The 14,059-nt window shown below is 61.5% G+C and carries 11 protein-coding genes and 5 pseudogenes; 5 read left to right on the top strand and 11 right to left on the bottom strand.

The features are described from left to right. Positions 1-87 precede the first annotated feature (87 nt). Positions 88-484 (bottom strand): annotated as a pseudogene (locus HB778_RS35455) (transposase); the annotation flags it as partial. Between the two features lie 171 nt (positions 485-655). Here HB778_RS35455 and istA (HB778_RS35450) point away from each other — a divergent pair. Then, positions 656-1,423: pseudogene (gene istA, locus HB778_RS35450) on the top strand (IS21 family transposase); the annotation flags it as partial. Between the two features lie 9 nt (positions 1,424-1,432). On the opposite strand, the gene HB778_RS35445 reads toward istA (HB778_RS35450), so the two are convergent. The 8 genes and pseudogenes from HB778_RS35445 to HB778_RS35405 all read right to left on the bottom strand — a co-directional run bounded on the left by HB778_RS35445 (position 1,433) and on the right by HB778_RS35405 (position 7,470). Continuing rightward, positions 1,433-2,455 (bottom strand): hypothetical protein, encoded by a 1,023-nt coding sequence (locus tag HB778_RS35445; protein WP_183465489.1) that lies wholly within the window; start codon positions 2,453-2,455, stop codon positions 1,433-1,435. 4 nt (positions 2,456-2,459) lie between these two features. Then, positions 2,460-4,031, bottom strand: a complete 1,572-nt coding sequence (gene tnpC / locus HB778_RS35440) for an IS66 family transposase (protein ID WP_183454979.1) — start codon at positions 4,029-4,031, stop codon at positions 2,460-2,462. A 54-nt stretch (positions 4,032-4,085) separates the two neighbouring features. Then, positions 4,086-4,438 (bottom strand): annotated as a pseudogene (gene tnpB, locus HB778_RS42120) (IS66 family insertion sequence element accessory protein TnpB). Then, on the bottom strand, positions 4,419-4,868 hold the full coding sequence (gene tnpA / locus HB778_RS35425) for an IS66-like element accessory protein TnpA (protein WP_183455045.1): 450 nt from the start codon (positions 4,866-4,868) through the stop codon (positions 4,419-4,421). The pseudogene tnpB and the gene tnpA overlap by 20 nt, the downstream one beginning before the upstream one ends. Positions 4,869-4,898: 30 nt before the next feature. Further along, positions 4,899-6,089 (bottom strand): recombinase family protein, encoded by a 1,191-nt coding sequence (locus HB778_RS35420; protein ID WP_348524776.1) that lies wholly within the window; start codon positions 6,087-6,089, stop codon positions 4,899-4,901. After that, the gene (locus tag HB778_RS35415; protein ID WP_183465488.1) at positions 6,080-6,469 is read right to left on the bottom strand and encodes a hypothetical protein; all 390 of its coding nucleotides are present in this window, start codon (positions 6,467-6,469) and stop codon (positions 6,080-6,082) included. The genes HB778_RS35420 and HB778_RS35415 overlap by 10 nt, the downstream gene beginning before the upstream one ends. Beyond that, the gene (locus HB778_RS35410) at positions 6,466-6,951 is read right to left on the bottom strand and encodes a helix-turn-helix domain-containing protein (RefSeq protein ID WP_244662037.1); all 486 of its coding nucleotides are present in this window, start codon (positions 6,949-6,951) and stop codon (positions 6,466-6,468) included. Before HB778_RS35410 ends, HB778_RS35415 begins: the two co-directional genes overlap by 4 nt. A 198-nt stretch (positions 6,952-7,149) precedes the next feature. Then, on the bottom strand, positions 7,150-7,470 hold the full coding sequence (locus tag HB778_RS35405) for a DUF5372 family protein (protein ID WP_280515974.1): 321 nt from the start codon (positions 7,468-7,470) through the stop codon (positions 7,150-7,152). Between HB778_RS35405 and HB778_RS35400 the strand changes: the two are divergent. Together HB778_RS35400 and istB are read left to right on the top strand one after the other, a co-directional pair. Then, positions 7,464-8,240, top strand: a pseudogene (locus tag HB778_RS35400) (Mu transposase domain-containing protein); the annotation flags it as partial. The gene HB778_RS35405 and the pseudogene HB778_RS35400 overlap by 7 nt on opposite strands. A gap of 15 nt (positions 8,241-8,255) precedes the next feature. Then, on the top strand, positions 8,256-9,017 hold the full coding sequence (istB, locus tag HB778_RS35395; RefSeq protein ID WP_183465487.1) for an IS21-like element helper ATPase IstB: 762 nt from the start codon (positions 8,256-8,258) through the stop codon (positions 9,015-9,017). Between the two features lie 112 nt (positions 9,018-9,129). Here the strand turns inward: istB and HB778_RS35390 are convergent. Next, positions 9,130-9,519: pseudogene (locus HB778_RS35390) on the bottom strand (transposase); the annotation flags it as partial. A 174-nt stretch (positions 9,520-9,693) separates the two neighbouring features. On the opposite strand from HB778_RS35390, the gene istA (HB778_RS35385) reads away from it, so the two are divergent. Further along, positions 9,694-11,247 carry an IS21 family transposase gene (gene istA, locus HB778_RS35385; protein WP_183465486.1) on the top strand — a complete coding sequence of 518 codons (1,554 nt, stop codon included), beginning with the start codon at positions 9,694-9,696 and terminating at the stop codon, positions 11,245-11,247. A 13-nt stretch (positions 11,248-11,260) separates the two neighbouring features. Beyond that, on the top strand, positions 11,261-11,602 hold the full coding sequence (locus HB778_RS35380) for an ATP-binding protein (protein WP_280515973.1): 342 nt from the start codon (positions 11,261-11,263) through the stop codon (positions 11,600-11,602). A 16-nt stretch (positions 11,603-11,618) separates the two neighbouring features. On the opposite strand, the gene HB778_RS35375 is transcribed toward HB778_RS35380, so the two are convergent. Then, positions 11,619-13,691, bottom strand: a complete 2,073-nt coding sequence (locus HB778_RS35375; protein WP_183465485.1) for a recombinase family protein — start codon at positions 13,689-13,691, stop codon at positions 11,619-11,621. Positions 13,692-14,059 lie beyond the last annotated feature (368 nt).

Raw genomic sequence — 14,059 nt, 5'->3', positions numbered from 1 at the left:
AGAGTTCTGGCTCGGTGATCCAAAGGTGCCGTAGCGGGTCGTGTTGGAATTCGGCGGAGCAGCCTCCGGTAGGTTAAGATTATCGGCTCATGCGGCGAGGTCAATCTGCTGATCGAGTGGCTTCGTAGGAAGCGTCTGCCAGCCGTCGATCTTTCGCATCGAGATTTGACCGGATGCCATCAGCGCCCAGAACAACATTGCCGCGGTTTCGGCCGAAGGCAGAACGGTCTGGGGTCTTGATGCGCCGCTTGAACTCCTCATGCAGACGCTCAATCGCGTTTGTTGTTCTGGCGCTTTTCCATTGGCTCGGCGGCAGCCGGGTGAAGGCGAAGAGACGCTCGCCGGCCTCCTCCAGGCTGTCGGCCACCGCCCGGCACTTGAGCCGCCATTTGCGCACGAACGCCTTGCGGCGGCTCTCGATCTCCTCCGGCGTGGCCGCGTAGATCATGTCGGTGTAATCGGCGCTGATCTCCTCGTGCATGCGTATTTCAGTCGATCGTGAGCACGGATTTCAGTCGATCGTGAGCACGCATTTCACGGGATCGTGAGCAGCGATTTCAGACGATCGTGAGCGGCCTCCTCGAAGGTTGTGGACGCTTCGGCCGACATCTCAACCGGGCTACAGGTTGCCTCGTCAATGCAACGAGGAAGCCTGATGCCAACCCAGAGATTGTCGATGCGCCGGATCAGAGAAGTTTTACGTCTAAGGCATGTCCAAGGCCTGACCGAACGCGTCATCGCGCGCACGCTCGGGGTGAGCAATGGCGTCGTGCATGGCTACCTGCGGCGTGCCCGTCTTGCGGGGCTGAGCTGGCCGCTGCCTGAAGGGATGGATGACGAAGGCCTTGAGCTGCTTCTCTTTCCGGCACCGAAGGCGGCGTCGCAAAGCCCTCGGCGGTCCGTTCCCGACTGGAACTATGTGGAGAAGGAGTTGCGCCGCCGCAGCGTCACGCGGGTGCTGCTGTGGGAAGAGTATCGTGCCGCCAATCCGGACGGCTTTGGCTATACCTGGTTTTGCACGACCTTCGAGGCCTGGAAAGGGCGCGCGCGCCCGACGATGCGCCAGACGCACCTGGGCGGCGAGAAGGTGTTCGTCGATTTCGCTGGCGATACCATCGACATCTTCGACCCCATCACCGGCGAAGCGCGTCCCATGAAGCTGTTCGTCGCAGCGATGGGCGCCTCGAACTATACCTACGCCGAGGCGTGCCCGAGCGAGACCCTGCCCGACTGGATCGGCCTTCACAACAACCTGTTCCGGTTTCTAGATGGCGTGCCGAAGTTCGTGGTCTGCGATAATCTCAGGGCTGCCGTCACCAACCCCGACCGCTACGACCCCGGTCTCAACCGGACCTATGCGGAGATGGCGAGCCATTACGGCACCGCAGTTCTCGCAGCCAGGCCGAGACGCCCGAAGGATAAGGGCTTAGGCTCATACTGCACCTCGTCCGCTATGTGATGAAGAAGTTACGGGATCGACCTGGTAAACAAGTTTGTGAGCAAACTTCGCCGGCAGGTCCTGCTGCGGGATCTCGTAGAGGAAGTCGCCCCGATCGTTGACCGGGTGGGCACGCAGCAGGCCCCGCCGACGCCAGAGATGCACGGTGGAGATCACGACACCGTAGCGGGTCGCGACGTCCTCAGGGGTCAGCAGGCCCTGCGCGAGCAGGCGCGTACGCCGATCGGTAAGCTGATAGATATGGCGAAGCCGCCCTATACGTGCAGCGGTCCACGGGGTCGTCACCACCGTGCGCACCCCGCGCTCGTTGAGGAGGTCGGCGATCTCTTTGTCGGTATAGGTGTCGATGAGTCGATCGATCTCCTGCACCACGGCGGCATCCGTCGTACGCAACACGACGCACGACTTCGGCAGCGGCAGATCGAGCGAACGCGTCGCGCCGCCGACGAAACGGATATCGACATGCACCGTGTCCCCCTTGGTGAGGGTCACGTCATCGATCAACAAGCGCAGCATGCGCTTCTTGTCCTTCATCTTCGTGCGCGGATCCCGCCAGAGGCGTGGGAAGTCGCTGGCAAGGGCCATCAATTCCGCCCGCTCCGTATCGTTGACGACACTGACGTCAGCCGCGGCGGATTTGTCGTATGCTTCCTGCGCGGCGGCAATCGCCCGTAACTTGGCGTTCCAATCCGCTTCCAGCACGTCAGCGACCAGGCGGTTGTCTGGATCGACCTTGAGGAAGCGACGTTGGGCGAGTTCGGCTTCGTACTTGGCCCGCTCCACATGCTGCCGGCGGAGCCGGTCGGCCTCCTCCTGGCGGGTTGCGAGTTCCTGCTGCACGCCCAGCGCCACTTCGATCGAGAGCGGCGTCATCGCCTCGATGAGGATTTCTCCGATCGCCGCATCGAGCGCGCCTCCATGTATCGTTTGTAAGCGCTCATTTCCATGCGCGTTGACGCGGCCCGTTTGACCGGGGTCGTTGTCGGCCAGTTGCATCGGATCAAGTAGCGGCGGTTTTGGCGAAGTTGAATGGCAAGAGATCGGTGATGTCGGCATTGTCCGCGCGCTGCGGCAATTCCGTGAGGACGTGGCGCAAATAGGCCAAGGGCTCGATGCCGCATGCTCGGCATGTCAGCATGAGGCTGTAGACGACGGCACTGGCCCTGGCTCCGTCCACAGTGTCGCTGAACAGCCAACTCTTTCTTCCAGTGGCAAAAATCCTGATGTCGCGCTCAAGCAGGTTGTTGTCGATCGGCATCCTGCCGTCTTCGGTGTAGCGCGTCAGGTACTCCCACTGGTTCAGGGTGTAGGACACGGCGTCGCCGATCTTGCTGTCGGGCAGGACCTTCGGGGCTATGTCGTCGAGCCATGCCTTGAGAGCGTTCATGATGGGGACGCTGTGTTGCTGGCGGAAACGGCGGATGCATTGATGTCGCGTTTCGCCCTTGTCCGGCTTTTCGTTGCGCGTCTGGCTTTCAATCCGGTAGAGCTTTTCGAAGAACTTCAGCGCCTGCTCCGGCGGGCCGCCGCCTTTCTTTCTGGTCTTCAGTGCATCGACGAAGCGACGTCTGGAATGGGCCATGCACCCCAGATGGGTCGCTCCTGCCAGCGTGCGCCAGGCGGTATAGCCATCGCTCATCAGGATGCCGCGGTAATCACCGAGGAAGGCCTGCGGATAGATCTGGCCGCGGCCGGGCTGATAGTCGAGCAGCACGATCGGTTCGTCGCTGTCCTCTCCACTCCGATACGCCCACATGAAGGATGTGCTGGTGGCTTCCCTGTCCTTTTCCTTCAGGACCTGGACCGTCGTCTCGTCACCATGGATGAGCGGTTGTGACCGAAGCCGTAGCTTCAGGGCATCATAGATGCGGGAGAGATGCCTCTCGCTCGATCCGATCACCCAATGGCCCAGAGCGCCGCGGCTGACGGGAACGCCGGCACGCTCGAAGGCCTGGGCCAGACGGTAGAGCGGCGTGCCATCGACATATTTGTGGACGAGCGCAAAGGCCAGCGTCGAGGCCGTGGCGATGCTGCCCGGCAAGGGCTGCGCGGGCATCGGGGCAATGACAACAGGCGTATTGATGCCGGTCCGGTCGCAATGGCGGCATGCATACTTGAACCGCACATTCTGCAGGACCTTCGCCTTCACCTCGATATGGAGCTGCTCGGTGACGGCCTCACCCATGCGATGCATCTGGTGGCGGCAGCAAGGACAGGCCTTCTGACCGTCGGCAAGGTCATACTCGACGCGCTCGCGCGGCAGGTGTTCCGGCAGAGGCTTGCGGCCACGCTTCTTTCCCTCCGGCTTTTCGGTGGACGGAAAGCCGGTGTCCGGCAGGTCGACGACATTGCCATCTTCGCTGCCGGCGTCGTCTTCATCGGCAATCTGTTCGGCTTCATTGAAGAGGCGATCAACGTGCTTTTCGCTCTTCGGCGCAAAACGATGCAGCCGCGCTAGCGCCAACTCTTCCTCGAGCTTGGCCACGCGTTCTGCGAGCTGGCGGTTCTGCGCCTGCAGCGCAGCAATGCGCGCCATCAACTCCTCAACAGTCGGTTCGCCAGGTCGATTCATCGTAGTTTTGAATCTGAACCGCACCGACGCGTCAACCGCACAATTCGGGAGCCGTCAGCCCGCAACCTGATATTGCCGCACCGGATGGCGCACCATTGCGTCGATGTCGATGCCGTCGAGAATCCAATGGAGCTGCTCGGTCGTCAGCGTAACCACCGCCGTCTCCCGGCGCGGCCACCGGAACTTGTCCTCGGTCAGCCGCTTTAGAACCAGCACGAAGCCGGACCGGTCAAAGAACAAGAGTTTCATCCGGTCGCGACGGCGATTGCAAAGGCAAAGACCGCAGGCGCAAACGGGTCGAGCTCCATCACCTCCTGAACCAGGACCGCAAGGCTGTTGATGCCGGCGCGGAAGTCGATCGGTTCGCGATGCAGGTAGACTGTCAGGTCAGCGCCCAGTCTGAACATGACCCAGTGCTCCGATGATCGCCGTCAATGCATCCACATCACCGCATTCCAGCGTCAACTTCACGCCGTTCGGCAAAGACGCGCTCACCTTGGCTGGGAGTGGCGACGACTTCGACAGCCGCTCTTCACCACGCGTGGCAGGCCTCTCTACCGAATTGCCCTGCATAGGCAGGCTGTACTCCGCGGCGCTGACTTGAACTGGAATGAACGCCGACGGCGCAGGTGGCGGCAAAGCAACGGCGTCTTTGGTCGTCTTTATCCACTTCCTAAGAAGGTTGGCATTGATCCCATGTTCAAGCGCAAGTCCCGATACCGACACGCCAGGCTCAAGGCAGGCCGCAACGAGCCGCTCTTTTGACGCCGCGTCGTACCGCCGGCGGCCGTTACGCAAAATTCGCCTCACCAGCAGTTTCTGTTCATCGTCCTCAATCACGTGGTGTCCACCTCCAAAGTGGACACTTCATGCCAAAACACGCTCAATGGAAAAAGGTGCAGAGAAATTCGCGCTTTCTATCGTTTGGCACAGACCAATCTCGCCTCGGTGCATTGGGCGACGGCCGCACCAGTAGCTCGGTATCTCGGCCTTGCGATGAGAGTGATAGCGCACCGACATCCGTTCTCCGCAGGCACCGCAGATCACGAGCCCCTGCAGCAGGGCCGGCCCCTCCCGGGCGGGACCATGGTGCCGCTCCGAACTCCAGGCGAGCGCGTTGCCCTTCACCCGCTCCAGGTTCGACAGGTAGTCTTCCCAGCTAATGTAGCCCGGATGTGTATCGCGCAATAGGATCCAATCCTCGCTCGGGACCTGCCGGGAGGAGTATTTGCCATTCGGCAAACGCCGGTTCTTGGTGCGGCCGAAGACGAAGGCGCCGGCATAGCGGGGGTTGTGGATGATCTGTCGCGCGCGACAATGCAAGAGTTCCGTCCAGACCAGCTCACCCTTGTGGGCGCCGCTTCTCAGGCGGCGCGGGAAGAGCAGATCCTTCGCGTAGAACTCCTTGACCACAGCCAAACAGGAGCCGGTGCGTCTGAAGGTATCGAAGAACAGTCGCACCGCCGCCTGCACTTGGGCGTCCGGATCCATGATGACGCAATCGCGGACGTCATGGACGAAGCCGACCGGGACCATCTGCTTCAGCTCGCCGCGGCGGGCGCGGCTCAAGATCCCGCCACGAAGACGCGCCCTGAGCACATGCAGTTCGGCCTCACTCATGGTGCCCTTCAGCCCCAACAGCAACCTGTCGTTGAAGTGAGCCGGGTCGTACAGGCCATCCTCGTCCAGGATAAGTGTGTCGCCGAGCGCGCAAAGCTCGAGCAGCCGATGCCAGTCGGTATTGTTGCGCGCGAGCCGCGACACCTCCAGTCCCAGGACGATCCCAACGCGACCGAGACTGACCTCGGTCACAAGGCGTTGGAAGCCTTCGCGATCGGCCGCACTGGCGCCAGATTGCCCGAGATCGCTGTCAATGACGACGATCCGATCGAGCGGCCAACCGAGCGCCACGGCACGGTCGCGCAGCCCATATTGGCGCTTGGTACTCTCGGTGTTCTCGAACACCTGGCGCAGCGTCGACTGGCGGACGTACAGATACGCCATGCGCGAAAGGTGCGCCGCTGTGATCTTCTGATGAGCCTCGCTGTTCATTGGCATGACCGATATCCTTCCGTCGGTGAGGAGGGGTCAACAAGACGAGTGGAGAGAACCAGACTCGTCAGAAGGGTCGTAATGTCCTGGCGTTGCACACCGGAGAACCACGGCGACCCGATGCTGCACTCGGCGAGGGGGTCAGCCGGCTTCGGCAGAGGAGCGTCCATGGTCCGCCGGGACAGTGATGCGCGTATCACGCTGTCGATTGTGCCGAGCCACCCGGGCATCCCTTCTCGCAGCAGCAAGCCAAGGCCGACACCGCGTGGTTGAGCGCCGAGATCTCTGTGCGGGGCGTCGCGAGCGGCGTTGATGACCTGCGAGCGGATCAGCTCGTATTGCGCGGTGAACTGCATGGTATCGAGCGGGAGCGCATCGACGGTCACAGCAGTTTTTTTTCCGGCTGGTTCAGATAGGGAAGCAGTCTTCGCAGGATGCTCCGGGGGTGGGCACTGATGCCGCATCGTTCGACGAGTAGGGCAGCCAACTCCGCACCGCCTGGCATCTGTTCGCTCTCTCGTATGGCCTGCGCCAGGACAGCAAGATTCTCCTCGGTGAGCTTGTGCGGGCGCTTCGGTCCACGCTTGCGGGGCAACAGGCCAGGCAGGCCCTCGCGATTGAACAGCTCTCGCGTCACGTAATAGACCGGCCGAGACAACCCAAAGGCTTCTGCCGCCTCCACCACCGCACGCCCGTCCTTTTCCACGCTGCGCAGCATCTCGTATTTGACCTGGACCAGGTCGTTCGGGTCGAAGAATGCGCTGTCGCGGAAGAGCGGGTCCGCCACTGCCTCGGGATGCGGGTGGGATGCGCCCTGAGCTTCCAGGGCCTGCTGGCGGTGTGCGCGTTGGCGGGAGCCTATTGCCATACGGTGTCTCCTTAAGGTTGCCTGCGGGAGTGTCTTTATAATTATGTACACAATAAGATGAAAGATCAAGACAATGGGGACGCTGACTTGCGGAATATCCCGCAATTCCGCCGATCCATCTAGGCATACGGTTACCATAAGGGCGCTGCTTAACCGGTCTCGGGATATAATTATCGAGACACATGGAACATAATTCCCCTAACATGACGGCGCCTCCCCCTGACGCACGCACTCATCCAGGAGCTTGCGCAGCTCTCGCAGATGATCAGTCCGGAAAAAGGCGCGGCCGGCGCCGACAGTGACTACGAGGTCGGGCTCAAGAACGTCCGTCCACTCGACGGGCAACGTGCGCAGCCGCCCGTCCGGACCGGCATAGGACACGCGGTCTCCGCCCCAGTTGTTGCGAACGGCAAGCAGATCGAACGTCTGTCCACGCAAAGGATGGAATGGATGGGTGACGGTAAAAACTTGCGCACCATGCTCGTCACCATATGCAATGCGCGCTCGACTCCAAGGCAAAAGTCGAGGTCGCCGTGCAAATTGCCCAGCGCTGGGTCCTGGCGCGGCTGCGCAACCAGCGCTTCTTTTCCCTGGCGGAGCTGAACGCCGCCATCCGCCTGCTCGTCGCCGAACTCAACGCCCGCCAGATGCGCGGCTTCGGCTCCAGCCGCGCCGAGCTCTTCGCCGAGATCGACAGGCCGAAGCTGGGAGAACTGCCGGACCAGCCATACGTCTTTGCGCGCTGGAAGCGTTGCCGCGTCGCGCCCGACTATCACGTCGAGGTCGACGGGCACTGGTATTCCACGCCCTACCGCCTCATCCGCGAGCTCGTCGATGTGCGCATCGCCGACAACACCGTCGAGATGTTCCACAAGGGGCAGCGCATCGCCAGCCACGCCCGTGCGCCCAACCGGCGCGGCCACACCACCGTTGCCGATCACATGCCGAGCGCGCATCGCCGCTACGGCAAGTGGACGCCGGGGGGACTGATCGCGGCCGGCGAGAAGATCGGTCCCGCCACCGCCGCCTTCTTCCAGGCTGTCATCGCTGACCGGCCGCATCCCGAACAGGGCTTTCGCACCTGTCTCGGCATTCTGGCGCTGACCAAGAGCTACGGCAACACGCGCGTCGATGCAGCCTGCCAACGCGGCATCCTAATCAAGGCACGCTCCGTCGCCTCGATCCGTTCGATCCTCAAGAACGGCCTTGATCGGGCCTTCCTCGACGAGACGCCCGACCACCAACCCCTGCACCACGGCAACATCCGCGGTCAGGGCTATTTCCACTGAACCATGGAGTTCTCAATGCTCGCCCATCCCACCCATGAACGGCTGATCGCACTCGGCTTGACCGGAATGGCCAAGGCCTTCGAGGAGCAGCGACGATCACCGGATCTCGATGCCCTGTCGTTCGAGGAGCGAATCGGGCTTCTTGTCGATCGCGAAGCCGCCGAGCGCGACACCAAACGGCTCACCACACGCCTCAAATTCGCCGCGCTGCGCCAGAGCGCGTGCGTGGAAGATGTCGATTTGCGCACCCCGCGCGGCATCGACCGCGCCGTCTTTGCCCGGCTCGTCGCCGGCGACTGGATCGATCGCCATGAGAATCTGCTGGTCACCGGCGCAACCGGCTTGGGAAAGAGTTGGATTGCCTGCGCGCTCGGCCACAAAGCCTGCCGCGACAATCGATCGGTGCTCTATCATCGCGTCCCGCGCCTCTTCGAGGCGCTCGCGCTGGCTCGAGGTGATGGACGCTATGGTCGCCTGCTCAAGACGCTCGGGCGCGTTCAACTCCTCCTTCTCGACGACTGGGGCCTGTCTGTTCTCAACGCGTCCGAACGGCGAGACCTGCTGGAGATCCTCGACGATCGCCACGGTCGCGCATCGACCATCGTCACGAGCCAAATTCCCGTGGAACTCTGGCACGATGTCATAGGCGATCCCACCCTCGGTGACGCGATTCTGGATCGCCTCGTTCACAACGCTCACCGCCTTCAACTCACCGGAGAAAGCATGCGAAAACACAATGCCCGCGCCCGCCCTCTTGACAGCGCCTCAAACACCTGAATCAATGAACACGTCGGTCGAAACGGCCGCTCATGATCGCGCGAAATACCTGCTCACGATCAAATGAAACGAGCGCTCACCATCGCCTGAAACGGCTGCTCACAATCAGCGAAATGCGCACGTGCAGCCGCTCGGGAGCATGGGCGAGCAGATTCCTGTGCTTGTGAACCGTGCATCTCTGCACCGGCACCCCGTCCCACAGCGCGGCGATCGCCCTGTCCAAGCCAGGTGCGCCATCGACCATGAGAAACTCAGGTCGGCGCAGGCCGCGCCCGACGAGATCGTCGAGAATGGCCCGCCAGGCCTCCGTCGTCTCGCCACCCATATTCTTGACCGCGAGCAGGATCTTCTGGCCGTCCGCGCGCACACCGATGACCACGAGCAGCGAGATCGAGGTCGCTTTGCGGTCGAGCCTGACACGAACCACCGTCCCGTCGAGGATCAGGCGCACGATCGGCTCGTCGGCCAGAGAGCGGGCATTCCAGGCGTCCCAGTCCGTCTTCTGCGGGTTTCACAAAGTTCGGGACACAGATTTCAGCAAGTCGCGGCCAAGGATTTCAGTAAGTACGGGACATCCGTTTCAGTAAGTCGCGGACAAGCTGCTGACGGGTTTAGAGATCGATTTTCGTAAGCGCCGATCTGGCATTTTGCCCTCGCATTTTAAGCGAGGACCATAATGCCGAGACGGAAGCAAGCGAGACATACGAGCGTGAAGGACATCCGATCGATATTGCGGCTGACGTTTGAGCAGGAGCTTCCTGTGCGCGCCGTTTCGGACCGTTTGAAGATCAGCAAGACATCGGTTTCAACGTATCTGCTGCGAGCGCGGGAAGCTGGCCTTGCGGTTTGGCCGCTGCCAGCTGGGCTGGATGATGACGAGATACTGGAACAGCGGCTATTTCGTCGGATGGGACGGCCGCCGCGCGAGACCGCTGAGCCGGACTGGCCGAAGATGGCGAGCGAGCTGAAACGCAAGGGGGTGACACTCAATCTGTTGTGGCAGGAATACCGTGAGACCCATCCAGACGGCTATGGTTACACTTGGTTTTGTGGCCGATTCGCTGAATTCGAGAGCCGCGTCAAGCCAACCTATCGCAGTCGTCACGTTGCTGGTGTTGCGATGGAATGCGACTATGCCGGGCACACGATCCCCGTCATCGATCCGTCGACAGGAGAGATCCGCGCGGCGCAGATTTACGTTGCGGTGCTGAGCGCGTCGCAATTGACGTTCTCTTATGCGAGCTTCAGCCAGAAGCTGCCGGATTGGATTGAAGCCAACCAACGGGCTTTCAGCTACTTCGGCGGGGTAACGAAGACAACGATCTGCGATAATCTCAGGTCGGCCGTCGCCAAGGCTCTGTGGTTCGAGCCGACGATCAACGCGACATTTGCCGCTTTTGCCGAGCATTACGACACAACAGTGCTTCCAGCACGGCCGAAACGTCCGCGGGATAAACCCTCCGCCGAAGGCTCGGTTTTAATCGTGGAGAGGTGGGTCCTGGCCAGGCTGAGAAACGAACGCTTCTTCAGCCTTGCCGATCTCAATGCTCGGATCAGCACTTTGATCGAAGACCTGAACGGCCGCATCATGCGCCGCTACGGCAAGTCCCGGCGCGATTTGTTTGATGAGATCGAGCGTGCGCAACTCAAACCACTGCCGGCAACACCGTTTGAATATGCCGAGTGGAAAGCGGCCAAGGTCCATCCTGACTATCATGTCGAGGTCGACAAAAGCTTCTATTCCGTGCCGCACGGCCTGATCGGCAAACGGGTCGATGTGAGGCTGACGTATCGGGTGGTCGAGATCTTCCACGACCATAAACGTGTTGCCAGTCACATCCGAAGCTCGCAGCGCTCAGGCCACATCACCGTCAATGAGCATATGCCGAAGTCGCACCAGCGCTATGCCAACACGACGCCTCACACATTGAGGAGGGAAGCGGCAAAAGTCGGCAGCAACACAGCGATCTTTATCGAGCGTCTGCTGAGTGATCGCCCACATCCGGAACAAGGGTATCGGTCCGCACAGGGCATCCTTTCCCTGGCGCGACGCTACAAATCCGACCGCCTGGAAATGGCGTGTGAGCGGGCGCTGATCATCAATGCTCTCAGCTATTCGTCCGTCGCCAACATTCTCAAATCGGGTCTCGACCAAGCCCCGCCTATGAGTGAGGCCGTCAAGCCGGCACCGCCGCACGGCAACATCCGCGGCAAAACCTACTATCAATGAGAAAGGATACCAGATGCTGACCCATCCAATGCTTGATCAAATGCACACGCTCGGTCTTGCCGGAATGGCTGCCGCCTATCGCCAGCTTGGTGAGCAGAGCCATGGAAGCGACCTCAGCTTCGACGAACGGCTCGGCCTGATGCTCGATCGCGAGATCGCACTGAGAACAGACAAGCGGCTGACCAATCGACTGGCAACGGCAAAGCTGCGGTTTGCCAATGCTTCGATCGAAGACATCGACTTCAGCACCCACCGCGGTCTTGATCGCCGCAACGTCTTATCCCTAGCGCAAGGAGCATGGCTGAAGGCAAACGAGAACTTGATTCTGACAGGCCAAACCGAGCCTGCTTCATAATGCTCACCTTTCCATGTCATTGAAGTTCAAGGGTTTTTTGCCGAGGATTGCTGGACGGCGGCCGTCTCAGACGACGAGCAGTCGCTGCACCCTTCACGTCGCTTCGGTCCAAATCGAGGGCGCGGATGATCCAGGGTGCTCCCTTACAGAGCTGGTTCGCCGAAAGTTGACCATCTTTGATCAGACGGCGCACGGTCGATGGGCTGACAGACAGAGCCGTCGCAGCCTCGTCGAGCGTGACCTCACCGCGCTCCTGACGCTCGCCTTCCCGATAGGCTGGAATCTCATTGTGATTACGCAGGCTGCACACCCGTGATTGCGTCCAGCCGTTGCCGCGTCCCGTCGTTTTGCCGGCCCGGTTGAGTACGGAGGCGATCGCCCTGTCCGGCATCTGTCGAGCCAGCACACGCACCAAATCGATGGTCTCGCCTTCGGCGCTCCAGCGGTGCTGGCCGGAGCGGTTTTTCTTGACCTTGAGGGCCGAATGGGCTCCGCCGTGCCAGCGAATGACGAGATCCAGCTTGCTGTCCTCGATGCGGACGACAATCTCGTCGATCAGCGTGCGCACGATGCGTTTCTTTGCCTCTGATGTCACGCCGGCGCTGGTCCATGCCCTTTGCAGATCGGCACCGAGCAGCATCAGTCGCTCGTGATCGACAGGCATCGGCTCGGTAGCGGATGATGTCGTCAATTCCTCCAGGTCCGTCTCCAGATCGCGGACGACGGTCAGTCGTTCATTCCATCGCGTCTCCAACTCCGCAGCGACGAGGCGGTTGTCGGGATCGACGGCATCATACTGGCGACGGGCGCGGCCGACTTCGTAGCGGGCCTGCTCCAGTGCCAGCTCGACCTGTCGTCGCTTGTCCTCGCTCGCCCGGCTGCGGACAGTCTGTGCTGCGAGCGCGGCCTCGATACCAAGCGGTTGCAGGCGCACGATGACCTCGGCGCCGATATCGCGGTCAACACGCATGCCTCCAAACGAGATGCAGCGATCGCCGCCGTGATTGAGGAAGCCACCCCTGCAGTGATAGCGGCCTGTGTTGCCGTCGGTGCCGGAGTAAGCAACGTGCAGCTTGCGTCCGCAATGACCACACCGCAGCAGGCCGGCGAGCAGCGCCTCACCCCGACGCAGGGCACCACGGCTCATAGGGTTCTTGCCATTGGCGTTGTCCGCGATCAGGCCCAGGTTCCTCTCGTAGGCTGCCCAGCTCAGATAACCCTCGTGGTGGTTCGGAATCAACACCTCCCAGTCCTTGCGCTCCTTCTTGAAGCCACGCACCACCTTTTTGCGGCCGGCGTCAATGCTGACGCGGCTGCCGGTGCGCCCAAAAGCATAGGCACCGGCGTAGATCGGGTTGGTCAGGATGTGCAGGATCGTGTTGTACACCGGTAACTTCCACTCAATCAGGCGACCCTCGGCACCGTAGATGACAGCGGGCAATGGGATGCGCTCGTGCCTGAACCAGAGATGCACCTGACGCACCGACTGCATCTCGGCGAACTTGGCGAAGATGAGCGCGATCGCCTCCACAATGCGCCGATCAGGATCCTTCTCGATGCGGTTGTTGCCGATCCGCACGTAACCGATGGCAACCGTCATGAACAGCTCGCCGCGGCGCGCCTTCTGCTTCAGGGCCTCAAGCGAGCGTTGGCGCAGTACCGACAGCTCCATCTCGCTCATGGTTCCCTTCATGCCGAGCAACAGTCGGTCGTTGGGGTGGCGAGCATCGTAGATGCCGTCCTCGTCGAGGATGAGCGTGCCGACGAGACCACAGAACTCCAGCAACGTGTGCCAGTCGCGGCCGTTGCGAGCCAGTCTCGACGCCTCGATCGAGACCACGGCACCAACGCGTCCTTCGCAGATGGCTGCCAACAGCTTCTCGAAGCCGGGCCGCGCGACACCGCCGCCGGAGCGGCCGAGGTCGTCATCAATGACGGCGACATCGCTCCAGCCGAGCTGTCGCGCCCGATCCGCAAGGCCGTATTGGCGGCGCTGGCTCTCCAGGTTGTTGGCAACCTGATCGGCGGTCGACTGACGAATGTAGACGATGGCCTGACGGCCCAGGTGCTCATGCGTGATCTTGCTCATGCGCAGCCTCCTTCGTCTCGGGGCCGTCGGATGGCACGTTTGCCTCGCAAGCGGCAACTGCCTCGATCAGAAGGCACTCGATCAGGCGGACAAGCTCGCGCCTCTGCGCAACTGGAAACTCCGTCAGCGTTCGATCCACCTCGAACAAGTCTCTCTGCTGGTCGTATCGTGGTCGCATGATCACATCCTCCTCGCGAGGCCGATTCCCCGCCGCAAGAGGCTAGAAGCGTATCGAGGCGCGCGCGCAATTCGATGAGCCGGCCGATCGACAACGCAGGGCACGTAGTGAGAGTGGCAGAGCCAGCCGCTGCCTCCGCCATCCAGGACGGGACCAGAGCGAGCGTGCCGTCAGGCTGAACCACGACCAG

The organism is Mesorhizobium huakuii (assembly GCF_014189455.1).
Lineage (GTDB): Bacteria > Pseudomonadota > Alphaproteobacteria > Rhizobiales > Rhizobiaceae > Mesorhizobium > Mesorhizobium huakuii_A.
Note: the sequence above shows the minus strand (reverse complement) of the source record. Positions and strands in the feature narration are given on the sequence as shown.